Source organism: Achromobacter sp. D7-1 (assembly GCF_059760445.1).
Map to the genome: position 1 here is coordinate 48,144 of NZ_JCBAMT010000014.1, position 22,323 is coordinate 70,466.

The 22,323-nt window shown below is 67.4% G+C and carries 21 protein-coding genes; 16 read left to right on the plus strand and 5 right to left on the minus strand.

The window, feature by feature from the left end; all coding sequences use genetic code 11:
• Positions 1 to 15: 15 nt before the first annotated feature.
• From AC6LKD_RS08845 to AC6LKD_RS08890, 10 genes are all read left to right on the plus strand, one after another.
• A complete protein-coding gene (locus tag AC6LKD_RS08845; protein ID WP_498115927.1) occupies positions 16 to 1,086 on the plus strand; it encodes an acyl-CoA dehydrogenase family protein in 1,071 nt (356 codons plus the stop codon).
• 55 nt (positions 1,087 to 1,141) lie between these two features.
• Positions 1,142 to 2,338, plus strand: coding sequence for a thiolase family protein (locus AC6LKD_RS08850; protein WP_498115928.1), 1,197 nt, complete (start codon positions 1,142 to 1,144; stop codon positions 2,336 to 2,338).
• A gap of 42 nt (positions 2,339 to 2,380) precedes the next feature.
• Complete coding sequence (locus tag AC6LKD_RS08855; RefSeq protein WP_498115929.1) at positions 2,381 to 3,511, plus strand: CaiB/BaiF CoA transferase family protein; 1,131 nt, start codon at positions 2,381 to 2,383, stop codon at positions 3,509 to 3,511.
• Positions 3,512 to 3,682: 171 nt separating this feature from the next.
• The gene (locus AC6LKD_RS08860) at positions 3,683 to 4,195 is read left to right on the plus strand and encodes a sigma-70 family RNA polymerase sigma factor (RefSeq protein ID WP_498115930.1); all 513 of its coding nucleotides are present in this window, start codon (positions 3,683 to 3,685) and stop codon (positions 4,193 to 4,195) included.
• Positions 4,192 to 5,148: a FecR domain-containing protein gene (locus AC6LKD_RS08865; protein WP_498115931.1), complete on the plus strand. Its 957-nt coding sequence runs from the start codon at positions 4,192 to 4,194 to the stop codon at positions 5,146 to 5,148. Before AC6LKD_RS08860 ends, AC6LKD_RS08865 begins: the two co-directional genes overlap by 4 nt.
• An 86-nt stretch (positions 5,149 to 5,234) precedes the next feature.
• A complete protein-coding gene (locus AC6LKD_RS08870; RefSeq protein ID WP_498115932.1) occupies positions 5,235 to 7,727 on the plus strand; it encodes a TonB-dependent siderophore receptor in 2,493 nt (830 codons plus the stop codon).
• Entirely contained in the window at positions 7,724 to 7,996 is a 273-nt protein-coding gene (locus tag AC6LKD_RS08875; protein ID WP_498115933.1) for a hypothetical protein, read from the plus strand. Before AC6LKD_RS08870 ends, AC6LKD_RS08875 begins: the two co-directional genes overlap by 4 nt.
• Complete coding sequence (locus AC6LKD_RS08880) at positions 7,993 to 9,504, plus strand: PepSY-associated TM helix domain-containing protein (protein ID WP_498115934.1); 1,512 nt, start codon at positions 7,993 to 7,995, stop codon at positions 9,502 to 9,504. Before AC6LKD_RS08875 ends, AC6LKD_RS08880 begins: the two co-directional genes overlap by 4 nt.
• Positions 9,505 to 9,679: 175 nt before the next feature.
• Positions 9,680 to 10,687, plus strand: coding sequence for an asparaginase (locus AC6LKD_RS08885; RefSeq protein ID WP_193353257.1), 1,008 nt, complete (start codon positions 9,680 to 9,682; stop codon positions 10,685 to 10,687).
• A gap of 284 nt (positions 10,688 to 10,971) precedes the next feature.
• Positions 10,972 to 13,782: an autotransporter family protein gene (locus AC6LKD_RS08890; protein WP_498115935.1), complete on the plus strand. Its 2,811-nt coding sequence runs from the start codon at positions 10,972 to 10,974 to the stop codon at positions 13,780 to 13,782.
• Between the two features lie 113 nt (positions 13,783 to 13,895).
• On the opposite strand, the gene AC6LKD_RS08895 is transcribed toward AC6LKD_RS08890, so the two are convergent.
• The 3 genes from AC6LKD_RS08895 to AC6LKD_RS08905 all read right to left on the minus strand — a co-directional run bounded on the left by AC6LKD_RS08895 (position 13,896) and on the right by AC6LKD_RS08905 (position 14,605).
• Positions 13,896 to 14,069, minus strand: coding sequence for a hypothetical protein (locus tag AC6LKD_RS08895; protein WP_158307669.1), 174 nt, complete (start codon positions 14,067 to 14,069; stop codon positions 13,896 to 13,898).
• Positions 14,070 to 14,099: 30 nt separating this feature from the next.
• Positions 14,100 to 14,336 (minus strand): integrase core domain-containing protein, encoded by a 237-nt coding sequence (locus AC6LKD_RS08900; RefSeq protein WP_498115936.1) that lies wholly within the window; start codon positions 14,334 to 14,336, stop codon positions 14,100 to 14,102.
• A 110-nt stretch (positions 14,337 to 14,446) separates the two neighbouring features.
• Entirely contained in the window at positions 14,447 to 14,605 is a 159-nt protein-coding gene (locus tag AC6LKD_RS08905) for a hypothetical protein (RefSeq protein WP_242702690.1), read from the minus strand.
• A gap of 352 nt (positions 14,606 to 14,957) precedes the next feature.
• On the opposite strand from AC6LKD_RS08905, the gene AC6LKD_RS08910 reads away from it, so the two are divergent.
• From AC6LKD_RS08910 to pdxK, 6 genes are all read left to right on the plus strand, one after another.
• Positions 14,958 to 15,923 carry a Bug family tripartite tricarboxylate transporter substrate binding protein gene (locus tag AC6LKD_RS08910; protein WP_498115937.1) on the plus strand — a complete coding sequence of 322 codons (966 nt, stop codon included), beginning with the start codon at positions 14,958 to 14,960 and terminating at the stop codon, positions 15,921 to 15,923.
• A 2-nt stretch (positions 15,924 to 15,925) separates the two neighbouring features.
• Complete coding sequence (locus AC6LKD_RS08915; protein WP_013395353.1) at positions 15,926 to 16,567, plus strand: glutathione S-transferase family protein; 642 nt, start codon at positions 15,926 to 15,928, stop codon at positions 16,565 to 16,567.
• A 28-nt stretch (positions 16,568 to 16,595) separates the two neighbouring features.
• Entirely contained in the window at positions 16,596 to 17,378 is a 783-nt protein-coding gene (locus tag AC6LKD_RS08920) for an aldolase (protein WP_013395352.1), read from the plus strand.
• Positions 17,379 to 17,482: 104 nt separating this feature from the next.
• Entirely contained in the window at positions 17,483 to 18,037 is a 555-nt protein-coding gene (locus tag AC6LKD_RS08925) for a helix-turn-helix domain-containing protein (RefSeq protein ID WP_207471414.1), read from the plus strand.
• A gap of 43 nt (positions 18,038 to 18,080) precedes the next feature.
• Positions 18,081 to 18,443 carry a cupin domain-containing protein gene (locus AC6LKD_RS08930; protein ID WP_013395350.1) on the plus strand — a complete coding sequence of 121 codons (363 nt, stop codon included), beginning with the start codon at positions 18,081 to 18,083 and terminating at the stop codon, positions 18,441 to 18,443.
• Positions 18,444 to 18,478: 35 nt separating this feature from the next.
• The gene (gene pdxK / locus AC6LKD_RS08935) at positions 18,479 to 19,312 is read left to right on the plus strand and encodes a pyridoxine/pyridoxal/pyridoxamine kinase (RefSeq protein ID WP_498115938.1); all 834 of its coding nucleotides are present in this window, start codon (positions 18,479 to 18,481) and stop codon (positions 19,310 to 19,312) included.
• Between the two features lie 23 nt (positions 19,313 to 19,335).
• On the opposite strand, the gene AC6LKD_RS08940 is transcribed toward pdxK, so the two are convergent.
• Both AC6LKD_RS08940 and amaB read right to left on the minus strand, forming a co-directional pair.
• Positions 19,336 to 20,628, minus strand: a complete 1,293-nt coding sequence (locus AC6LKD_RS08940) for a phospholipase A (RefSeq protein WP_013395348.1) — start codon at positions 20,626 to 20,628, stop codon at positions 19,336 to 19,338.
• A 137-nt stretch (positions 20,629 to 20,765) separates the two neighbouring features.
• Complete coding sequence (amaB, locus tag AC6LKD_RS08945; RefSeq protein WP_498115939.1) at positions 20,766 to 22,268, minus strand: L-piperidine-6-carboxylate dehydrogenase; 1,503 nt, start codon at positions 22,266 to 22,268, stop codon at positions 20,766 to 20,768.
• Positions 22,269 to 22,323 lie beyond the last annotated feature (55 nt).

Below are 22,323 nucleotides of genomic sequence, written 5' to 3' on the forward strand. Positions count from 1 at the left end.
CTGAAGGAGGGCCCCATGGCGGCATCCATCCAGCAAGACCTGTACGACGAATTTGCGCGCGCCCTGGCTGGTTTGTGCCCGCTGGAGCGGGTCCGCGAGATCGAGACGCAGGGCGGCGCAACCGACCCGGGCAGCCTCGCTGCCCGCACATGGCGGGAGATCGACGCGCTTGGGTATGTGGACGCATTGACGCCCGCGGAACTGGGTGGCGCCGGATTGCCGCTGGCCGACGCCGAGGGCCTGCTGCGCGCGGCAGGCGCGTTTGCGTTGCCTTACCCGCTGGCCGACACCATGTTGGCGCGCGCCCTGTTGCGGGCCAGCGGCCAGACCGTGCCAGAGGGGCCTATTGCATTGGCCCAGGCGTTGCCGGGACCGCGCGGTCTGCGCTGCGTTCAGACGCCGGGAGCCGGGCTGGCGCGCACGCTGCTGGTTCAGCGCGACGGCTGCCTGTTGTTGCTGGCGGCGCCGGCCGCATCCGATCCGGGCGTGTTCCGGCCGCGCGCCAGCGCCGCCCCCGCATGGACCGACTCGCCGCCTGTCCTCGGCCGTATCGCCTTGCCGGACGAGGCCGTGCAGGCTTGGCGCAACGCCGCCGACGCAGCCGCAATCGCTGGCGCGATGCAAGCCGTGCTCGACCGCTGCATCGCCTTCGTGGGCGAACGCCAGCAGTTCGGCAAAGCGCTGGGCCGTTTCCAGGCGATCCAGCAGGAGATCAGCGTGCTGGCGGAGCAGGTGGCGTCCACCGCCATGGCGGCGCGGCTGGCTTGCTCCAGCGGCTCCCTGTTTCCCGACGCCACGCTTGCGGCTTGCGCGCGGCTGCGGGCATGCGAGGCCATTCCCGTCGTGTGCTCCCTGGCGCACGCGATCCACGGGGCGATCGGGATCACCGAAGAGCTGGCCCTGGGCCTCTACACCACGCGGCTGCATGAGTGGCGCGCCAGCGGCATGAGCGAAGACGCCTGCGCCAACCTGATCGGAACCCAGCTGCTGGCCGGCGACAGCCCGTCGATGCTGGAGTTCGTGCGCGGCGTCATGGCGGCCGTGCCGGCGGATAGCGAGGCCGACGCGGCGCGCGTCCCCGCGTAGCGCGAGACGGGCCGGCGTCTTTCTTTCGAATTCCATGCAACCGAGGTAATCATCCATGCCCTCAAGTTCAGATGCCGTCGTCATCGTCGGCGCGCAGCGCACGCCCATCGGCGCCTTCCAGGGCGCCTTGTCGCACTACACCGCGCCCCAACTGGGCGCCCATGCGCTGGCTGCCGCCATGCGTCAGGCGGGCCTGCCGTCCGATGCGGCCCAGGAGGCCTTGATGGGCTGCTGCCTGTTCGCCGGCCTGGGGCAGGCGCCCGCGCGCCAGGCCGTGCTGGGCGCGGGGCTGCCGACCACGGTGCAGGCGACCACGCTCAGCAAGATGTGCGGCTCGGGCATGAAAGCCGTGACCCTGGCGCACGACATCCTGCGCGCCGGATCGGCGGATGTGGTGCTGGCCGGGGGCATGGAATCGATGAGCAACGCGCCGCATCTGATACCCCGGGCGCGGCAGGGCTACCGGCTGGGCGACGGGCAGTTGCTGGACCACATGTACCGCGATGGCCTGCAAGATGCCTATGAAGGCCACCTGATGGGGCACTACGCCGATCTGGCCGCGCGCGAGCACGGTTTCAGCCGCGCGCAACAGGACGCCTATGCGGAACAGAGCGTGCTGCGCGCTCAGGGCAGCATCGCGGCAGGGACGTTCGCAGCGGAGATCGCCCCCATTGCGGCGCGCGCCCGCCGCGGCGAGCCGGCCGGCGCGCTCGTGGCCGACGACGAGACGCCGGGCCTGTGCGATGCAACGCGGCTGGCCAGCCTGAAACCGGTTTTCACCGCCGATGGCACGGTCACGGCCGGCAACGCTTCGTCGATTTCGGATGGCGCGGCCGCGCTGGCGCTGACGCGGCTGGGCCACGCGGAAACGCTGGGGCTGGCGCCGCGCGCGCGCATCGCCGGGCATGCCGCCGCCGCGCTGGCGCCGGGGCAATTCCCTGTCGCGCCGGTGCACGCCATCGCGCGCCTGCTCGACCGGGTGGGCTGGAGCCGCGATTCGGTGGACCTGTTCGAAATCAACGAGGCCTTCGCGGTAGTCGCCCTGATCGCGCTGCGCGACCTCGGCCTGCCGGCCGAACGGGTCAACGTCGAAGGGGGCGCCTGCGCGCTGGGGCATCCGGTAGGCGCCACCGGCGCGCGCATCATCGTCACGCTGCTGCACTCGCTGGAGCGCCGCGGCCTGCGCCGCGGGGTGGCCTGCCTGTGCCTGGGCGGAGGCGAAGCCACGGCCATCGCCATCGAATTGCTTTGATCCGGCGGCGCGTCCGCCGCCTAGACCTGGGAAGACAAACACATGGGACCACTGGCTGGAATCAGGATCATTGAATTGGCCGGCATCGGTCCGGGGCCGATGGCGGCCATGCTGCTGGCCGACATGGGCGCGACGGTCCTGCGGATCGAACGCAAGGAACCCGCCGACCTGGGCGTCAAGCGCGAGCTGAAGTACAACCTGCTGCTGCGCAACCGGCGCTCGATCGCGTTGGACCTGAAAGACCCGCGCGCCGTGGCGCTGGTGCTGCGGCTGCTGCGCAAGGCCGATGGGCTGATAGAAGGATTCCGTCCCGGCGTGACCGAGAGGCTGGGCCTGGGGCCGCAAGCCTGCCTGGCCGCAAACCCCAGGCTGGTCTATGGCCGCATCACCGGCTGGGGCCAGGACGGGCCGCTGGCGCAAGTGGCCGGGCATGACATCAACTACATCGCCGTCACCGGCGTGCTGGACGCCATCGGCCGGGCCGGCCAGCCGCCCACGCCTCCGCTCGCGCTGGTGGGCGATTTCGGCGGCGGCGGCCCCTTCCTCGCATTGGGCATGCTGGCCGCCATCATCGAAGCGCGCCAGTCGGGCCTAGGCCAGGTGGTGGACGCCGCCGTGATGGACGGCGTGGCCTCCATGGCCACGGCCTTCTACGGCCTGGCCGCGTCGGGGACATGGCAGCCCCAGCGGGGCTGCAACATCCTCGATTCGGGCGCGCCGTTCTATGACGTGTATGCATGCGCGGACGGCCTGTGGCTGTCGGTCGGCCCGATAGAGCGCCGCTTCCACGAACGGCTGCTGCGGCAGCTGGGCCTGGACGACGCTGCCATCCGCGACTTGGGGGACCATCAGGACAGGACCACCTGGCCCCGCCTGCGCACGGTGCTGGCCGCGGCCTTCGCCCAGCGCAATCGCGACGACTGGTGCGAAAGGCTGGCGCACCTGGATGTATGCGTGGCGCCCGTGCAGACGCTGAGGGACGCCGCCATGCATCCGCAGGTCAAGGCACGCGGCACGCTGCTGGAGGTGGACGGCATCACGCAGCCCGCCCCGGCGCCGCGCTTCAGCAGGACGCCCAACGCCAGGCCGACCGCGCCGCAGCCGCCGGATGCTGGAGCGCTGGAGGGTTGGCTGGATCCGGAGGACCTGGAGGCGTACGGCACAGCGCTTTGACGGCGGAGGGCAGCCGGACGCGAGTCGGGCTGTCCCGGATCGGAGCCGGCTACGCTCGACGGGCCGCGCCGGGCTGCAGGCCTGGGATCGGAACCGGCGCATTGCCGGTGCGCGGGTTTATGGCGATAATTGCGACTAATTCCTATTATCGAAATAGCCGCCCCCCTCGCCATGCCGCAACCCGAACCAACCGCCGTCGCCGTGCAGCGCATCTACGACGCGCATCACGGCTGGCTGTTCGGCTGGCTGCGCCGGCGGTTGGGCAATAGCGCCGATGCCGCCGACCTGGCCCAGGACACGTTCGTCGGGCTGTTGAGCAGCTACCGGCGGCGCGCCATGCCGGACTTGCAGGAGCCGCGCGCCTACCTGACCACCATCGCCAAACGTCTCATGGTCGATATGTACCGGCGCCACGCGCTGGAACAGGCCTACCTCGACGCCCTGGCAGCCATGCCGGCGCGGCATGCGCCGTCGGAAGAGCAGCGGCTGATGGTGCTGCAGACGCTGCGGGAGGTGGATGCCTTGCTGGCGGCCTTGCCGGACAAGGCCCGCATCGCATTCCTGCTGTCGCAGCTCGACGGGCTGACGTATGAACAGATCGGCGCGGAGATGGGGGTGAGCGTGCGCACGGTCAAGCGCTACATGGCTGAAGCCTTCAAGCATTGCATCCTGGCGGCGCCATGACCAGGGCAACCGACGCCATCGACCCGAAGATCGCGGGCGAAGCCGCGGATTGGCTGGTGCGGCTGCATTCGGGGCGCTTCTCCGAGGCGGACAAACTGGCTTGCGAGCGCTGGCGCCAGCGCAGCCCCGAGCACGACCGCGCCTGGACCCGGGCTCAGGCGATCCTGGCCAAGTTCGGCGGCTTGCCGCCGGGCCTGGGGCGGGCCGCCTTGAACGCGGACGCCACGCGGCGCGCCGGCCTGCGGACGCTGGCCGGCCTGATCGTGGCGCTGCCCGCCGGCTGGCTGGCATGGCGCACGGCGCCCTGGCAGAGCTGGACGGCGGACTACGCCACGGGCAGCGGCGAACGCCGGCAGTTCGAGTTGCCGGACGGCAGCGTGCTGACGCTCAACACGGCGTCGGCGGTGGACCTGGATTACTCGGCGCAACAGCGTCTCGTGCTGTTGCGCGAAGGCGAAATCCTGCTGCGTTCGGCCCATGCCGTGCCGGCCGATCCCCGGCCGCTGCGGGTCCGCACCGCCGAAGGCAGCGTGCAGGCCCTGGGGACGTACTTCGGCGTGCGCCAGCTGGAGGCGCGCAGCCGGGTCGCGGTGATCGAGGGCCAGGTGCGGCTGCAGCCGCGAGCAGCTGCGGCGGGTGTCGTCCTGACTGCGGGGCAGTGCAGCGAGTTTTCGGAACGCGAGGTCCTGGCGCCCCGCGCCTATGTGCATCCGCCCCAAGCCTGGCTCGATGGGGTGCTCTACGCGGACGACATGAGGCTGGCCGACTTCCTGCAAGAGCTTGCGCGCTATCGCCCCGGCCTGTTGCGCTGCGACCCGGCGGTGGCCGAGCTGCGCATTTCCGGCGGCTTTCAGGTGGACGATACCGACGCGGTGCTGCTGGCGGTGTCGCGCAGCCTGCCGGTGCGGGTGGTTTCGCGCAGCCGCTACTGGGTGAGCGTGGTGCCGGCCTGACCGGGCCGCGCGGACTTTTGGCCCCTTTTCCGGGCTCGTCCGACAAGTCCATATAGCACCTTCGCTAGCACTCAGTCGGGATCAGCATGTTTTCAAGCAAGAACAACGCGGCCAGGCCATCTCGCCGCCCGAGCCGCCGCGCGGCCGCAGGCGCGCTTTGCGCGGCCCTGGGGGCTGTGGCGCCGGCTATCCACGCGCAGCCGGCCGCCGCTGCGTCCGGCGCGGCCACCCAGGCGCGGTTCGACATCCCGGCGGGTCCGCTTGGTCCGGCGCTGTCGGCATTCGCCGGGATGGCGCGCATCAATCTCTCGTTCGATCCGGCGCTGGCCGAAGGCTGGCGCACGGCAGGGCTGCAAGGCGCCTGGACGGTCGAGGCGGGGCTGGCGAAGTTGCTGGCGGGCACGCCGCTGGCGGCGCGGCGCGATGGCGTCAATGTCTACACGCTCAGGCGGATTCCGGCGGAGCCGGCGGCGATGCTGCCGGCGGTGCGGGTCGAGGGGGCGCAGGAGTCGGCTTACGGACCGGTCGTCGGCATCGTGGCGCAGCGCAGCGCCACCGGCACCAAGACCGACACGCCCATCCTGGAAATTCCGCAGACGGTGAACGTGGTCACGCGCGACGAGATCACGATGCGCGGCGCACGCAGCATCGTCGAGGCGCTGGCCTACACGCCGGGCGCCTATTCTCCGGGCGGCAGCGCCGATCTGCGCTACGACAACATCTACCTGCGCGGCGGCCATGCCGCCCGCAACAACCTGGATGGCGCCCGGCTGCCTTTTGGCGCTTACAGCTTCGGCATGCTGCAGATCGAACCCTACGGGCTGGAGCGGGTCGAGGTGCTGAAGGGACCATCCTCGGTGCTGTACGGGCAGAACACGCCCGGCGGACTCATCAATATGGTGAGCAAGCTGCCCACGCAAACGCCCCTGCGCGAGATCGAGCTGCAGACCGGCAGCTACGGCCGGGCGCAGGCCGCCCTGGATCTGAGCGGCCCGATAGACCAGGAAGGGCAGTGGAGCTACCGCCTGGTCGCGTTGCAACGGGACGCGGCCCAGTCCCCCCACTACTCGGAAGAAGACCGGACCTTCGTGGCGCCGGCATTGACGTGGCGGCCGTCGGCAGCCACTTCGCTGACCTTGCTGGGCTTCTACCAGAAGGACCATCAGGTGCCCATCTACGGCAATCTGCCGGCCGCGGGTACGCTCTATTCCAATCCCAACGGCCGCATCCCCCGCGACCGCTATACCGGCGAGCCCGGCTGGGATACCTATGACCGGGAACAGTACTCCGCCGGCTACCTGTTCTCGCACCAGTTCAACGACACCTGGACCGTGCGGCAGCAATTGCGCTACAGCCACATGCGGGGCGAGGCGCGCACCACCGTGGGCTATATGCTCAACCCGGTGGACATGCGCACCTGGTCGCGCTCGATGTCGCGCGGCCAGGGCACCGGCGCGACGCTGAACGTGGATACCCAGGCGGTCGCGCGCTTCAACACCGGCCAGGTCGGGCACGAGTTCCTGGCAGGTTTCGATTATCTGGACATGCGCGACACCTACAAGTTCGCCAACGTCATTGCCGGCGTGCCGCCGCTGGATCTCTACGATCCGGTTTACGGGCGGCCCAGGCCCGGCATCGCGGACCTGATACCCCGCGTCGATTCGCGCCAGCGCACCGAGCAGTCTGGCGTCTATGCACAGGATCAGATCTCGTACGGCAACTGGCTGCTGACGCTGGGCGGCCGCTACGACATGGCGCGCAGCACCACACGCAATCTGCTGACCTCTGGCAAGGTCTCGCAAAACGACTCGGCCTTCACCGGCAGGGCGGGCCTGACCTACATGCTGGAGAGCGGCCTGGCGCCTTACGTGGCGTACTCGACGTCGTTCGCGCCCACGGGCGGCACCGACTACCAGGGCAACCCGTTCCAGCCGACCAAGGGCCGGCAGATCGAGGCGGGACTGAAGTACCAGCCGCCGGGCAGTGACAGCATGGTGACCCTGTCGGCCTATCAACTGACGCAAACCAATGTGCTGACCACCGATACCACTCCGGGGCGTCCGCCGGGCTTCCAGCTCCAGGCGGGGGAGGTCCGCTCGCGCGGGATCGAACTGGAAGGCAAGGCCAGCCTGGCCCGCGGCTGGGACCTGATCGCCTCGTATTCCTACGTCGACGCGGTAGTGACCAAGAGCTCCAACGTCGACATCGTCGATGGCGCGCCGCAATCGCGCGAAGGCAAGAAGCAGTATTACGCGCCGGCGCACCAGGCTGCGGCATGGCTGGCCTACAAGGTGCAGGACGGGCCGCTGCAAGGCCTGGGCCTGGGGGCAGGGGTGCGCTACATCGGCGCGGACTGGGGCGACGCGGCGAACACCTTGCGCATTCCCGCGGTGACGCTGGTCGATGCCGCCCTATCCTACGACCTGGGCCAGATGCAGCCCGCCATGCGCGGCATGACGCTGTCGCTGAACGCCAGCAACCTGTTCGACCGCAGCTACGTGGGCACTTGCGTGACGACGACGTCGTGCACCTACGGCGCCGGGCGCTTGCTGCTGGCCACGCTCAGGTACGCGTGGTGAGGCCCCGCAGCAGCTGGCGCGGCGTGGCGGCGCGCACGGCCGCGGCCACCTTGGGCGCCTACGCGCTGGTGTGGGCAGCGGTTGCGGCGGCGGCCCGCCTGCCGCTGGCGCCTACCGACGCCATACTCTATCCGGCCCTGGCCGCCATACCCGTGCAGGTGGCCCTCACGGTTTGGGCATTCGCGGCGCGCAGCCCGCGCCGGGTGTGGCTGGCCATTGTGGCGGGATGCATGGGCTCCTGGTTGCTGACCTCGGGTACGACGGCATGAACGCGTATCCGGAAGGCAGCCTGCGCCAGCGCATGGCCTGGCTGCACACCTGGGTCGGCCTGCTGTTCGGCTGGCTGACGTTTTCAATATTCCTGACCGGCGCGCTCAGCGTCTATGCGCCGGAGATCAGCCGCTGGATGAAGCCCGAGATTTCGGCTGCCGGCAAGGCCAGCCAGGCCCAGGCCCTGGAATTGGCGCAAGACTGGCTGGAGCGGAACGCCGGGGGCGCGGCTGCATGGCGGATCGAATTGCCGGATGCCCGCCGCCCCTTGCTGGCGCTGTCGTGGGAAGATGCAGACGGCGGCGGCGCCGTGATGCTAGATCCGGCTGGCGGGCGCAAGATCGTGCCGCGCGACACAGAGGGCGGCGATTTCCTGGTCGAGTTCCATTACAGCCTGCACGCGGGACAGGCCGGTATCTGGCTGGTCGGCGCCTGTACCGTGGCGCTGCTGGTCGCGCTGGTTTCCGGCGTCATCGTGCACCGGCGCTTTTTCGCGGATTTCTTCGTGTTCAGGCCGCGCGCCTCACCGGGCCGCGCCTGGCTCGATGCGCACAACGTGCTGTCGGTGCTGCCGCTGCCGTTCCATTGCATGATCCTGTTCACCGCCTTGAGCACGCTGCTGCTGGGCTATTTGCCTGCCGGGGTGCAAAGCCGCTATGGCGGCGACGTGGCGGCGATGGTGGCCGAGGTGTTTCCGCAGCCGCCAGCCGCGCCGCGGCCAGGCGGCGCGACGGAGATGCTGCCGTTGAGCACGCTGGCCTTGCGCGCCGAGCCGGAATTGGGCGCGGGCAAGATCGCCGCGATCGGGATCAGGCAGCCCGGCACGCAAGGCGCGCTTGCGGATGTCTGGCGCCGCTACGACGATCGCCTGCTGGCGTTTCCCGACCGCGTGTCCCTGCTGGCGGCGAGCGGCGAGGTCGTCGACGTGCAAACAAGCTATCCCGGATCCTTGCAGCTGATCCGGACGCTGGGCGGACTGCATTATGGCTACTACGCCGCACCGCTATTGCGCGCGCTGTACTTCCTGCTGGCCTTGTCAGGCGCAGCCATGATCGCGACGGGACTGGTGTTGTATACGGTGCGGCCGGTGACGGCCGCCTCCCGCTTCGGTCGGGCGGCGCACCGGCTGAACGTGGCGATGGTATGCGGCCCGGCATGCGCCTGCGCCGCCTATCTGCTGGCCAACCGCCTGGCGTGGCCCGGGTCGGAGGGCTTGCATGAGCGCGAGGTGGCGGCTTTCTTTCTGGCGTGGATCGCCTGCGGCGTGCACGCCTTGGCGCGCGACGAACGTCGCTTGTGGCCGGAGCAATGGGGGGCCGCGGGGCTGCTATGGCTGGCCGTGGCGCCGGTTGATCTGCTGACCATGGCCTCCGACGCCGGCCTGAGGACGGCCCTGGCGATGCCGCTGCATCATGCGGTCTGGGGCGCGAGCATCGCGGCCGCCTGCGTTTTCGCCTGCGTGGCGCATCGTTCCAGAACCAAGCCCATTTCAAGCCTTGGATCCTGAGGCTGGCGACCCGCATTGCAGTTCTTCCCAAGACCAATCCGCCTGGCCATGGCCTTGAGTGGACGGCATCGACTCGGCCTTGCCTTCCTGAATAGAATGGGCTTCCCGTTCCCCGTTCCGGAGTCGTCCCATGAACTTGCAGCTACGAATTTTTTCGTTTTTTGTCATGTCTGTGATGTCAGCCGGCGCCGCGGCTGAAACGCCGCCAGTGGTCCAGTTCATTGCCACGGGCGGGACGATCGCGATGAAGGTGGATCCGGTCACCAAGGGGGTGGTACCCGCCATCTCGGGCGATGATCTGATGCAGACGGTGCCCGACGCCGCCAAGTACGCCCGCATAGAGGTCAACAACTTCTCGGCCATGTCGGCCAACTATGTCGAGCCCAAGTGGTGGACGCGTTTGACCAAGTCGGTGGATGACGCCTTGGCCCGGCCTGAGGTGGCCGGCGTGGTCATCGCCCATGGCACGGACACGATGGAGGAGACCGCGTACTGGCTCGATCTGACCGTGAAATCCGACAAGCCCGTCATCCTGATCGGCGCGCAACGCAATGCGTCGTCTCCGGATTTCGACGGGCCGCGCAATCTGCTCAATGCCATTCGGATCGCCACGGCGCCGGACGCCAAGGGCAAGGGGGTGATGATCGCGATGAACAACCAGATCAACGCCGCGCGCACGGCGACCAAGACCCATACCGCGGATGTCGAGACCTTCAAGTCGGGCGATTTCGGCTTTCTCGGCGAGGTCTGGTCGGATCGCGTGCAATTCTCGCGCACGCCCTTGCGGCGGCAGCACATCGATATCGGCGCGGGCGACATGCCGCGCGTGGAAATCCTGCCGATGTTCGGCGGCGCGGACGGCGATCTGCTGCGCTATGCCGTGGACCAGGGCGCGAAGGGCATCGTGGTCCAGGCCGTGGGCATGGGCAACATGAACGTTTCGATGTTCGAGGCCGTGAAGTATGCGCTGGGCAAGGATGTGCCGGTGGTCATATCGACGCGCGTGCCCAATGGCCGGACGATGCCGGTCTACGGTTTCCCTGGCGGCGGGAAAACCACTTTCGACGCCGGCGCGGTCATGGCGGGCGACCTCAGCCCGCAGAAGGCCCGGCTGCTGCTGATGCTGCTGTTGCATCAGGGGCAGCACAGCAAGGAAGCGCTGCAGGCTGCATTTGATCGTTGATCGTTGCGGGCAGGATTCGCAGCTCCCTCGGCGCTGGCCTTCCGAACCAGGGCCAGGCGCCGCGCGGCTGCGTTCAACGTCTTCTTGTCCTAGGGGATACCAACGTCTGTGTTCAGTCGATCCGCGAATCCCAGATCATCCTTTGGAGCGCAAGACTGGGTGTTGCGCCTGCATCCTGCATTCTTTTCGGCAGGCGGAACGCGGATAGGTGTAGACACCTATTAAGAAAATCCTGCCGCATGCCGTATCGCTAGGAGGTTGCGTCTACTTAAAAAGGATGTGTCATGGTCGCCAGGAATTGCCCGCGCACGGGATGGTTGAAGTCGGCTGCCCTCGTTTTCTACGCGGCGAACTTCGCCTATCCCGCAAACGCCCAATCGGTTTCCGGCACTGGCGACGTTCAACCCGCGCCGGTCCAGACGCCGCATTGGACTGTCAGCAGCCCTCTGACGGGCAGCGATCTGACGGTTGGAGATACCCTCACAGGGGAACTGGTCATCGATGCGGGCGGTTCCGTAGTCAATGACTTGGCATACATTGGAAACTTCAATGGCGCCGTAGGCACCGTGACCGTGTCGGGCCGTGACGGCAATGGCGTCGCTTCCACCTGGACCAGCCTCGGTTCAGTGCAGCTCGGCCTCGACACCGGCGCCAGCGGCACGGTGAAAATCCTGGACGGGGGCTTGGCGCAAAGCGATTCGGCCAGCATCGGCTTCGAGACCGGCGGCGTCGGGAACGTTCTTGTTTCCGGACCGGGGTCCACCTGGAATCTCTCCACGGGCAACGCGTTCGTGATCGGCGGGCGCGGCCAGGGCTCGCTGCGGATCGACAATGGCGGCGCCGTGCACAGCGGCCAGTCGATCATCGGCTGGGAAGCCGGCAGCGAGGGCAGCGCCACGGTGTCGGGCGCGGCAACGGTCTGGGACCCGCTAAACAACATCTACGTGGGACTCGACGGAACGGGCGAGCTTCGCGTCCTGGATGGCGCCACCGTTGGCACGGTCGGATCGACTGCGCCAGGCGCCGCCGCAACGGTTTACATCGGCGAGAGCGCGGCCGGGGTCGGCACGGTGACGGTGTCGAGCGCAACGGCCGATGTTTCGACGCTCTCGGCAAGCGACCGCATCGAAATCGGTTCTGCAGGCACAGGAACATTGACCATCGAAAAAGGCGGGAAGGCCATCGCCGCCAGTGATACATGGCTTACCGTGGCGGCCTCCGCCACCGGCACGCTGAACCTGACCGGCGATGCCAGCGGCCGCGGCATGCTAGAGACCGGCTCGGTGATCAAGGGCGCCGGCGACGCCACTTTCAACCTGGACGGCGGCATCCTGCGCGCCAATCGCAATGAGGCCAACTTCCTGAAAGGCTTCTCCACGCAGGCGGTGGGCAGTGGCGGCGCCGGGTTTGATACCAACGGCCACGAAGTGGGCGTGACGACCGCGTTCTCAGGGACGTCACGCTTGAATAAGCTGGGCGCGGGCACGTTGACCTTGTCGGGCAACAGCGCGGCGTTCACCGGCAATACCGATGTTCAGGCTGGAACGCTGCAGGTGGATGGCATCCTCGGCGGGCCGGTGACCGTGCTTGCGGCAGCGCGACTGACCGGCACGGGACGCGTGGGCGCAACGGCCAACCAGGGCACGATCGCGCCGGGTCCGCGCAGCGGTTTCGGCTCCCTCACGATTGCTGGCAATTATGCGGCGCAGGGCGGCAACCTGGAAATCCGTACACAGCTTGGCGCCGATGACTCGCCGACGGACAAGCTGGTGATTACCGGCGACAGCGCTGGCACCACGCCGGTCACGGTGAAGAACATGGGAGGCGCTGGCGCGCAGACTCAACGGGGGATACAAGTCGTGCAGGTCTACGGCCTGTCGGCGGGAAAATTCGATCTGGCCAATGGCGACTACGTCATCGGGGGGCGTCCGGCTCTGGTCGCCGGCGCCTATGGCTATGTGCTGCAACAGGACCCAGCCGACGGCGGCTGGTACTTGCGATCGTCCCTGACCAATCCAGTCACTACCCCGACGGATCCTGGTACCACTCCGACGGATCCGGGTACGACCCCGACCGATCCAGGCACCACCCCGACCAATCCGGGCACTCCCTCGCCCGGTGGCGGTTCGCCGGGCGCCGAACCGCCCTTGCTCTATCAGCCCGGCGTGCCGGTCTACGAGGCCTATGCCAATACGCTGCTCCACCTGAGCCAGTTGCCTACCCTGCGCCAGCGGGTCGGCAATCGCCTCTATGATCCGGCGGACGCCGGCCGCAATGGCGTATGGAGCCGCGTCGAGGGCACGACAGGACGGCTCGATCCTGCGGCATCCACCACCGGCGCGCGTCAGAACGTCGATAGCTGGAAGGCGCAATTCGGCGTTGACCGCATCCTGGCCGGTAAAGAAGAGGGATCCCGTCTGGTGGGCGGCCTGGCCTTTCACTACGGCAAGGCCGACTCTCGGGTGTCGTCGATCTACGGCAACGGCACGATCGACACCACTTCCTATGGCCTGACGCCGACACTGACCTGGTACGGCAAGAATGGCCTGTATATCGACACCCAGGCTCAGGCGACCTGGTTCGACAGCGACCTGAACTCAGGGCTGGCCGGCAAATTGAAGGGCGGCCAGAAGGCCCAGAGCTATGGCTTGGGTATCGAAGCGGGCAAGGCTTTCGGATTGTCAGAGGAGCTGGCCCTGATCCCGCAGGCGCAGCTGACATACGTATCGACCCGCTTCGACAGCTTCAACGACAAATTCGGCGCGCGCGTCGAAAGCGACAAGGGCGACAGCCTGCTGGGCCGTTTCGGCATCGCCCTGGACTACAAGAGAAATTGGCAAACGGCCGGCGTGAAACGGGAATCCAGCGTCTACGGCGTCGTCAACGTGAAGCATGAGTTCCTGGACGGCACCAGTGTCCGCGTCGCCGGCGTGCCGGCGGCCAGTCGCATGGCGCGAACCTGGGGCAGCATCGGAGCGGGGGCAAATTTTGGTTGGGGGGAGCGCTACGCCATCTACGGCCAGGTCGAAGCCGACGCGGATTTCTCCGGCAGCTATATCGTCACCGCTACCGCGGGTTTCAGGATGGCTTTCTAGAGTGGGCGATGGTGACCGGCCGACGCTCTGCAAATCTGCTTTTCTTCAAGGGAGTCTCCGACTCATGGAGACTCCGCCGGCTGGCGCCTGCCTGAGGCGGGAGCCTACGTCCACTACGGAGCTTTCATCTCCTGCTCCTTCTCCTTCTTCTCCTTTTTTTCTCCATCGTAGTGAGACTTGATGGCGAGAAACATGCCCGTACCCAACACGAGGAGCTTGAACGTACCGAAGACTACAGGGACCCAGAAATTCATCATTTCCTCAAAACGCTGCTTCAGCAGTTTCACTAAATACTCGCGGACTGATCCGCGTCGATGCTAGTGATCGGGCTGCCATGAGCCCCCGACCTGTTGTCGGAGGCAGTATTTCCGGGCGAATTCGCCCGGTGTTAGATCTTTCAAAGCCATGTGAGGCCGAGCGTCATTGTAGTCCTGGCGCCAAGCCTCGCTACGCAACTGCAATTGTTCATCGGCATACCGCCGATAGACTCGGTTGCAGCTGACCTGCCAGCCTGGTCTTGCCCGCCAAAGGGCGCCGTCTTGACCGCGCAGCATCTCGACCAGCGACCTGCTTGTCCTGGGCTATGTCCGTTATCGGCCAGGAACGGTCGCGGGGTCGATCATCCGACGATCGGAGCGAACATCAATCGCCCCCGCGAGGGCATTCAGGCGGTCAGGAAGCGCGTGACTTCGGCCCAGTCGTTAGTCGACAGGGCGACGTCTTCGAAGTCGCCAGCTTCCTCGTCGTAGCGCGAAACGCAGAAGCGCTGGCTTCTGCCGGATTCGCGGTCGGCATAGTTGGCGTAGTCGACATACACCTTCAAGCCGCGCTCCTTGTTCTCGAATGAAGGAGCTGCGTCGATGTAGCTCGACGAGTCGAAATACCCTTCGGGTAGGGGCGGGAGGGTGGTTATGTCGAAGTCAGGAAATTCGCGGCGGAGTCGTTCGAGGTTCATAAGGGAAGCATTTGGAGGCAGGAAGCCTGACATTTTACGTTGCTTGGTGTCGGCTGGTTTTGCCCGCCAAAGCCAAAAGGCGAACCTCAACGCAAAAGGCGAACTTTGTTCCCGCCACTCCGGGTTTTCCCTAAACTTGTTTTCCTTGCGGAAAATCAATCTCCTATAGGACACTTCGTGTCATGATGGTGCCGATAGGCGGCGCCCGTAGGGGGATGACATGAAGATTTCGGGAATTGCCGGCGCGCTGGCGTTGGTTGCGGCCATGGCGGGCAGTGGCGCCCAGGCGGCGTATCCGGACCGGCCGATCCGGTTGGTGGTGCCTTTCGGCGCGGGCGGGATCACGGATATCGTGGCGCGCCAGGTGGGCAAGGGCATGGGCGATACCTTGGGACAGAGCATCGTGATCGAGAACCGGCCGGGCGCGGGCGGGGTGATTGCGGCGCAGGTGGCCGCCACCGCGCCGGCCGACGGCTATACGATCTTCATGGGCACGGTCGGGACGCAGGTGGTCAACCCGCTGATCTACAGCAAGCTCAGCTACGACGCGGACAAGTTCGCGCCGGTGGGCATGGTGTCGGGGTCGCCGTATCTGCTGGCGGTCCGGGAGGGCGTGCCGGCGCAGACCTTCAGCGAGTTCGTAGCCTATGCCAAGGCCAACCCGGCCAAGCTGAATTTCGGTTCGGCAGGCAACGCGAGTTCTCCGCACCTGGGTCTGGAACTATTGAAGCTGACGGCCGGCGTGGATATTGTGCATGTGCCGTTCAAGAGCGGTAGCGAAGCGGTGAACGCCGCCATCGGCGCGCAGGTGGACGTGGTGATGGACGCCAGTCCGGTGATCATGCCGCATGCGGCGTCGGGCAAACTGCGTGCGCTGGCGGTAGCCGCCGACAAGCGGCTGCCCTCCGCGCCGGACGTGCCCGCCAGCAGCGAGGTGGGTGACGCGGCCCTGCAGATCAGTTCGTGGAACGCGTTCTTCGCGCCCGCGGGCACGCCGCCCGAAGTATTGGAAAAGCTGAACGCCGCGCTGCAGAAGACCCTGGCGTCGCCGGAACTGAAGGAGCGGCTCGCGTCCCAGGGCACGCAGCTGTACACGGGCAAGCCGGATGAGTATCAGCGCTTCATCGCCGGCGAAAAGGCCAAGTGGACCGAGATCGTGAAGCGCGCCAACATCAAGATGGACTGACGATGAACCAGACACCGCATCCGCTGGCGGGCAAGCCGCTGGAACTGGCCGATACGCTGCGTTCGGGCAATGCCTGGAAGATCCGGCTGGCTTGCGGCTACATGGGCCTGCCGATCAAGCGGCGCACCTTCGACATCGTGCAGGGCGACCTGGAGACGGAGGCGTTCGCGCGCATCAATCCGTGGCGCCAGGTGCCGGCCCTGCTGACACCGGAGGGCGAGTGGCTGGCCGAGTCGCAGGCCATCCTCTGGTATCTGGGACTGGGCACGCCCTGGCTGCCCGCTGGCCGCCTGGAGCAGTCGCAGGTCAGCAGCTGGCTCAGCTTCGAGCAGACCCAGCACATGCACGCCTTTGCGCAGCCGCGGCTGCTGATCCACTTGCGCCGCACGGCGCAGGTGGATGATCCGGCCATGCAGGCGTGGCGCGAGATCGGCATGAAGGCGGCCGCGCTGATGGATGCGCATCTGGCGGGCCGCGATTATCTGGTGGGAACCGCGCCTACCATCGCCGACATCGCGCTGTTCCCTTATACGAGCATGGCGGCCGAGGGCGGTTACGACCTGTCCGGCTTCGCCCATATCGACGCCTGGCTGGCGCGCATGCGCGCCTTGCCCGGCTTTACGCCGCTGATCGCAGCGGCATGACACGAACACAATCTTAGGAGTGACGACGATGGCCGATACGATGCACCTGGGCAAGGACGAACTGATCGCGCGGGCGAAAGCCGAAATGCAGCGCCAGTTCGAGACGCCCGAATGGAGCCTGCGCGAACGCCTGGCGCTGACCTGCCGCATCCTGTTCGACGGCGGGCATGATTCCGGCCTGGCCGGGCAGATCACGGCGCGCGCGCCGGAGCCGAACCGGTATTTCACGCAGCGCCTGGGCCTGGGCTTTGACGAGATTACCGCCAGCAACCTGCTGCTGGTCGACGAGGACCTGCGCGTGCAGGAAGGCGGCGGCATGCCGAATCCGGCCAATCGCTTCCACTCTTGGGTCTACCGCGCGCGTCCGGACGTGAACTGCATCATCCATACGCATCCACTGCATGTCGCGTCGCTGTCGATGCTGGAGGTGCCGTTGGAAGTCTCGCATATGGACAACTGCACGCTGTACGACGACGTGGCCTTCCTGAAGGATTGGCCCGGCGTGCCGGTGGGTAATGAGGAAGGCGAGATCATTTCGGCGGCGCTGGGTTCCAAGCGCGCCATCCTGCTGTCGCACCACGGCATGCTGATCGCGGCGGGCTCGGTGGAAGAGGCTTGCGTGCTGGCCTTGCAGTTCGAGCGCGCCGCCCGCATGCAGCTGCTGGCCATGGCTGCGGGCAAGATCCAGCCCATTCCGCCGGCCCTGGGCCGCGAGGCGCATGACTGGATCCTGACGCCGAAGCGTTCGCAGGTCGGATTCTCGTACTATGCGCGGCGCGCGTTGCGGGCGCATCCCGACGTGCTGGCCTGATGACCGCTGCGGGCGGGGCCGGCTCGACGGCGGGGCCGGATTAGGGCATGCTTACCGGTCGTATTCCGCGACCGTATTTCGCATCTTCGCCCGCAACCCCGCCGATGATAGACCTGCCGCACCGCCTGCGCGCCCTGCGCCGCCAGCAAACCCTGTCCCTGGAACAGCTGGCGCAGCGCACCGGATTGACCAAGAGCTACCTCTCCAAACTGGAGCGGGGCCTGAGCGAGCCCTCCATTTCCACCGTGCTGCGGCTGGCGGAAGCGTACGGCCTGGGCGTGTCGGAACTGGTGGGCACGGACGACGCCGCGCAGGAGGAAGTCGTCAGCGTGGTGCGGGTGGCGGACCGCGAGGCCTTGCAGCGCCGGGGACTGGGCAGCGAGTATCACTACGAATCACTGGCTGGCCGTCGCAAGGTCAAGGCGATGGAGCCTTTCGTGGTGCATCCGCCGCGCGAATTTCCCGATGCGACCGCGGTGTTTCCGCACCCCGGCGAGGAATTCCTGCTGGTGCTCAAGGGCGCCATCGAGGTTCACGTGGGCGAGCGCCAGTTACGCCTGGAGACCGGGGATTCCGTCTATTTCGATTCCGAACTGCCGCACCGCATGCGCACCGTCAGCCGGGCCATGGCCGAAGTGCTGGTGGTGGCCGCGCACTGAGCAGGCCTCCGGATTCATCATCTATCCGCATACAGGAACCGCCATGAAGAACGACCAATCGCGGCTCGTCCGCATCGACGCCGGCCCCATGAAGAATCCGGTGCCCGGCAAGCCGCGCCGTCCGCTCTCGGGCGACGCCGCGTTCCGCACCGTGACCGCTTTCGAAGGCAATGGTGGCAAGGCAGAGGCCGGCGTCTGGGAAAGCACCGCCGGCGTGTTCCAGTCCAACACCACCGGCTACATCGAGTTCGGCTACATCGTTGAAGGCTCGGCGCGCCTGGTCGACCCGGATGGCACCGTGCACGAGCTGACAGTGGGCGAAGCCTTCGTCATGCCCGAGGGCTATACCGGCCGCTGGGAAGTCGACCAGTTCGTCAAGAAGATCTATTTCATCACCCGCATGTAGCGCCGCGTAAACCGCGGCAGCCAGGAGCCAGCCCCATGAGCGCAATCCCCGCCGTTACCGCGCAGGTGGATATCGTTTCCGTCCAATCCCAGGTCGTGTATGGCTGCGTCGGCAATAACGCCGCCATGCCGGTCTTCCGCAAGGCGGGCCTGCACGCGATCGCGGTGCCCACCGTCATCCTGAGCAACACGCCGCACTATCCGACCTTGCACGGCGGCGCGGTGCCGCTGGACTGGTTCGAAGGGCTGTTGCAGGGGCTGGACGAGCGCGGCGTCAGCAGGACGGCGCGGGCGGTGGTGTGCGGATATCTGGGCCAGCCCGGGCAGGCCGAGTTGCTTGCCGATTGGCTGGCCGCGCTGCGCGCCGCGCGGCCGGACGTGAAAATCCATATCGATCCCGTCATGGGCGACCGCAACGACGGCCTGTACGTGAACGAAGGACTGGTCGAGCAATACCGGGACCTGCTGGTGCCGCTGGCCAACGGTATGACGCCGAACCACTTCGAGCTGGAATTGCTGGTGGGGCGCGCCCTGTCATCAATTGACGACGTGGTGGCCGCGGCGCGCGAACTGATCGCGCGCGGTCCGGACTGGATCGTGGTGACCAGCGCGGCGCCCATGGCCGCCGCGGCCGGCACCTTGCAGCTGGCGGTGGTGACGCGGGATCAGGCCACCGTCGTGACGCATCCGGAGATCGCGATCCCGCCCTCGGTGCACGGCACCGGCGACGTGTTCATGGCCAGCGTCACGGCGCGGCTGCTGACCGGACAGGAGCTAGTGGAGGGGGTGCGCTCCGCCGCCGCCCAGGTCACGGTGGCGCTGGAGCGCACCCGCGAACTGGGCTGGGAAGAACTGGCGATGGAAGGCTAGGGCGCCCCGACGGATCGGCGGGCTTAAGGCACCAGCGACAGGCCGACGCGGAACTGCGATTCGTTGCGCTGGTTGTAGCCCAGCAGCGTTTCGCCGTAGCCGTTGAAGTACTGCAGATGCAGGTAGCCGTTCATGTTCAGCCAGGTGCGCTGCAGCGGCCAGGCGAAATCCAGCTGGGTGGTGCGGCGCTTCTGATCGCCCTGGCGGTACATGGCGGAGATGACGGCGCCGTTGTCCTGGGCCCAGCGCAATTGCCAGTCGACGTGGCCGGCGTAGTCGGCATAGTCGCTGTTCTCGCTGGCGACGCCGAAGTAGGCCTTGACCCGCGGCGCGAAGGTCAGTGTGCTGCCGCCGTCGAAACGGTAGTGGAAGCGCGGTTCGATATAGCCGTCGTTGAGCGAGCGCGAATCCGCGCCGTCCTTGCCGTTGGAGTTGTGCTCGACGCCGGTGTTCATGCCGAAGCGCCAGTTCTGGCTGGCCGACTGCCAGATATTGTCAGATAGCCAGAAGGCGCTGGGATTGAAGGTGGTGTCGATGAAGGGCATGGAATCGCCCTGCAGGTCCCACAGCGACGTCTGCGTGTACGCCAGGTAGAAGTTCTCGTCCCAGGTCGCCGGGCGGTCGCCCGCGGGGCTGAAGAGGCGGTACTTGGCGCTGATCTGGAAGCGCGCGGTGGTCTGGCCGCGCGTGCCGATGTCGAAGTACACAGGCTTGTATTCGGAAACCGAGCTGCGGAAGCGGTCAAAGGCGTTCTGCGGCTGCACGGTAGGCACCGCGGAAGCGTCGGGCGAAGGGCCCCCTTCGGGCGAAGCGCCGACCGCGGCCACGGCGGCGGCGGGCACGGGCTGGCCGCTGCTGGCGTCCACCACCGGGCCGCGCGCGGGCGTGCTGGCCAAGGTGCCGCTGTCGCGGCCGGTGGCGTCCAGCGCCATCATCGCCGGCTGGCCCTCGATGGACACGGCCTGCAGGCCGTTGGCCGTGGCGGGCACGACCGCCGTCCAGGCCATGCGCGCGAAGTTGTTGACCGGCACGCTGAAGCTGGCCGGCCCGCCGCGCAGCTTGGCCAGGCTGCGCACGATCTGGCCGTCCTGGCCGCGCCATTGCAGCACCAGTTCGGGCGGGGCTTCCCAGTTGGAGCGGGCGGTGCCTTCGTTGAAGTACACCGCTTCGATGGTGACGGTCTCGCCGGGGGCGGCCGATGGACGATCCAGCCGGTACGACACGCCCGCGGTGGCTGCGCCCGCCAGACCCATGGCCAGGGCGGCGGCAAGGGTGCGCAGGAGGAGGGCGGATCGTGCTGGACGGCTGATGGTCATCGGCTCATAACGTAGTTTTGTGACCAGGAAATGTAGCATCGACCCCGGCTACAGTTTGTAAGCCAGGCTAATCGTATGTAGAAAGCGTAAGCCCCCGCGCACGGCGGGGGCTTGTGGGGACAGGGCTGCGCGCGGGCTTACTCGCCGAACTTGATGCCCTGCGCCAGCGGCAGCTGGCGCGAATAATTGATCGTGTTGGTCGCGCGGCGCATGTAGTTGCGCCACGCGTCCGAGCCCGATTCGCGGCCGCCCCCGGTTTCCTTTTCTCCGCCGAAGGCGCCGCCGATCTCGGCGCCCGAGGTGCCGATATTGACGTTGGCGATGCCGCAGTCCGAGCCGGCCGCCGACAGGAAGGTCTCGGCCTCGCGCAGGTCATTGGTGAAGATGGCCGACGACAGGCCTTGCGGCACGCCATTCTGCAAGGCCAGGGCCTGGTTGAAATCGGTGTAGCGCATCACGTACAGGATGGGCGCGAAGGTTTCGTGGCAGACCACGTCAGTCTGGCCCGGCATTTCGGCGATGGCGGGGCGTGCGTACCAGGCCTCGGGATACTGCTCGGCCAGCACGCGTTCGCCGCCCGTCACTTTGCCGCCCTGTTCGCGCGCCGCCGTCAGCGCGGCCTGCATGGCGTCGAAGGATACGCGGTCGATCAGCGGGCCGACCAGGGTGCCGCTGTCCAGCGGATTGCCAATGGTGGCGCTGGCATAGGCCTGGTGCAGGCGTTGCACCAGGTCGTCGGCCACGCTTTCATGCACGATCAGTCGGCGCGTCGAGGTGCAGCGCTGTCCGGCCGTGCCGATGGCGCCGAACACGATGCCGCGCGCGGCCATGTCCAGGTCGGCGGTGGGGCCGACGATGATGGCGTTGTTGCCGCCCAGTTCCAGCAGCACGCGGCCGAAGCGCTGCGCCACGCGCGGACCCACTTGGCGACCCATGCGGGTCGAGCCGGTAGCCGACACCAGGGCCACGGCGTGCGAATCCACCAGCGCCTCGCCGATCTCGCGGCCGCCGATCAGTACCTCGGACAGGCCGGCGGGCGCATCGCCGAAACGCTGCGCGGCCTGGGCGAAAAGCGCCTGGCAGGCCAGCGCGGTCAGCGGGGTTTTTTCCGAGGGCTTCCAGATCACGGCGTTGCCGCAGACCAGCGCCAGCGCGGCGTTCCAGGACCATACGGCCACCGGGAAGTTGAACGCGCTGATCACGCCGACCACGCCCAGCGGATGCCAGGTTTCCATCATGCGGTGGCCTGGGCGCTCGGAGGCGATCGTCAGTCCGTAGAGCTGGCGCGACAGGCCCACGGCGAAGTCGCAGATGTCGATCATTTCCTGCACTTCGCCTTCGCCTTCGGCCACGATCTTGCCGGCCTCCAGGCTGACCAGGCGGCCCAGCTCGCGCTTGTGCTGGCGCAGCGTTTCGCCGAACAGGCGCAGCAGTTCGCCGCGGCGCGGCGCCGGCACGTCGCGCCATGCCAGGCTGGCCTGGCGCGCGCGGGTGATGGCGGAATGGGCCTGGGCCACCGTGTGCTCGTGGACCCGGGCCAGTTCGGCGCCGTCTATCGGACTGCGCGCGCGCAGCGTGCCGCCCGTGAGCGATTCCGGGTTCAGCCCGAGCGCGCGCAGGATGTCTTGGGGAGTGTCCATGCCGGTTCCTTGGGTTGCCTGCGAAGAGCCTGTCTTCGCTTAAGGGTTATGCCTA

Coding starts and splice junctions, on each gene's coding strand:
- AC6LKD_RS08845 (WP_498115927.1), top strand. CDS start 16: ATGGCGGCATCCATCCAGCAAGACCTGTACGACGAATTTGCGCGCGCC.
- AC6LKD_RS08860 (WP_498115930.1), top strand. CDS start 3,683: ATGCCGCAACCCGAACCAACCGCCGTCGCCGTGCAGCGCATCTACGAC.
- pdxK (WP_498115938.1), top strand. CDS start 18,479: ATGAGCGCAATCCCCGCCGTTACCGCGCAGGTGGATATCGTTTCCGTC.
- AC6LKD_RS08925 (WP_207471414.1), top strand. CDS start 17,483: ATGATAGACCTGCCGCACCGCCTGCGCGCCCTGCGCCGCCAGCAAACC.
- AC6LKD_RS08900 (WP_498115936.1), bottom strand. CDS start 14,336: ATGCTGCGCGGTCAAGACGGCGCCCTTTGGCGGGCAAGACCAGGCTGG.
- AC6LKD_RS08885 (WP_193353257.1), top strand. CDS start 9,680: ATGTCAGCCGGCGCCGCGGCTGAAACGCCGCCAGTGGTCCAGTTCATT.
- AC6LKD_RS08910 (WP_498115937.1), top strand. CDS start 14,958: ATGAAGATTTCGGGAATTGCCGGCGCGCTGGCGTTGGTTGCGGCCATG.
- AC6LKD_RS08865 (WP_498115931.1), top strand. CDS start 4,192: ATGACCAGGGCAACCGACGCCATCGACCCGAAGATCGCGGGCGAAGCC.
- AC6LKD_RS08920 (WP_013395352.1), top strand. CDS start 16,596: ATGGCCGATACGATGCACCTGGGCAAGGACGAACTGATCGCGCGGGCG.
- AC6LKD_RS08930 (WP_013395350.1), top strand. CDS start 18,081: ATGAAGAACGACCAATCGCGGCTCGTCCGCATCGACGCCGGCCCCATG.
- amaB (WP_498115939.1), bottom strand. CDS start 22,268: ATGGACACTCCCCAAGACATCCTGCGCGCGCTCGGGCTGAACCCGGAA.
- AC6LKD_RS08870 (WP_498115932.1), top strand. CDS start 5,235: ATGTTTTCAAGCAAGAACAACGCGGCCAGGCCATCTCGCCGCCCGAGC.
- AC6LKD_RS08855 (WP_498115929.1), top strand. CDS start 2,381: ATGGGACCACTGGCTGGAATCAGGATCATTGAATTGGCCGGCATCGGT.
- AC6LKD_RS08915 (WP_013395353.1), top strand. CDS start 15,926: ATGAACCAGACACCGCATCCGCTGGCGGGCAAGCCGCTGGAACTGGCC.
- AC6LKD_RS08940 (WP_013395348.1), bottom strand. CDS start 20,628: ATGACCATCAGCCGTCCAGCACGATCCGCCCTCCTCCTGCGCACCCTT.
- AC6LKD_RS08880 (WP_498115934.1), top strand. CDS start 7,993: ATGAACGCGTATCCGGAAGGCAGCCTGCGCCAGCGCATGGCCTGGCTG.
- AC6LKD_RS08850 (WP_498115928.1), top strand. CDS start 1,142: ATGCCCTCAAGTTCAGATGCCGTCGTCATCGTCGGCGCGCAGCGCACG.
- AC6LKD_RS08890 (WP_498115935.1), top strand. CDS start 10,972: ATGGTCGCCAGGAATTGCCCGCGCACGGGATGGTTGAAGTCGGCTGCC.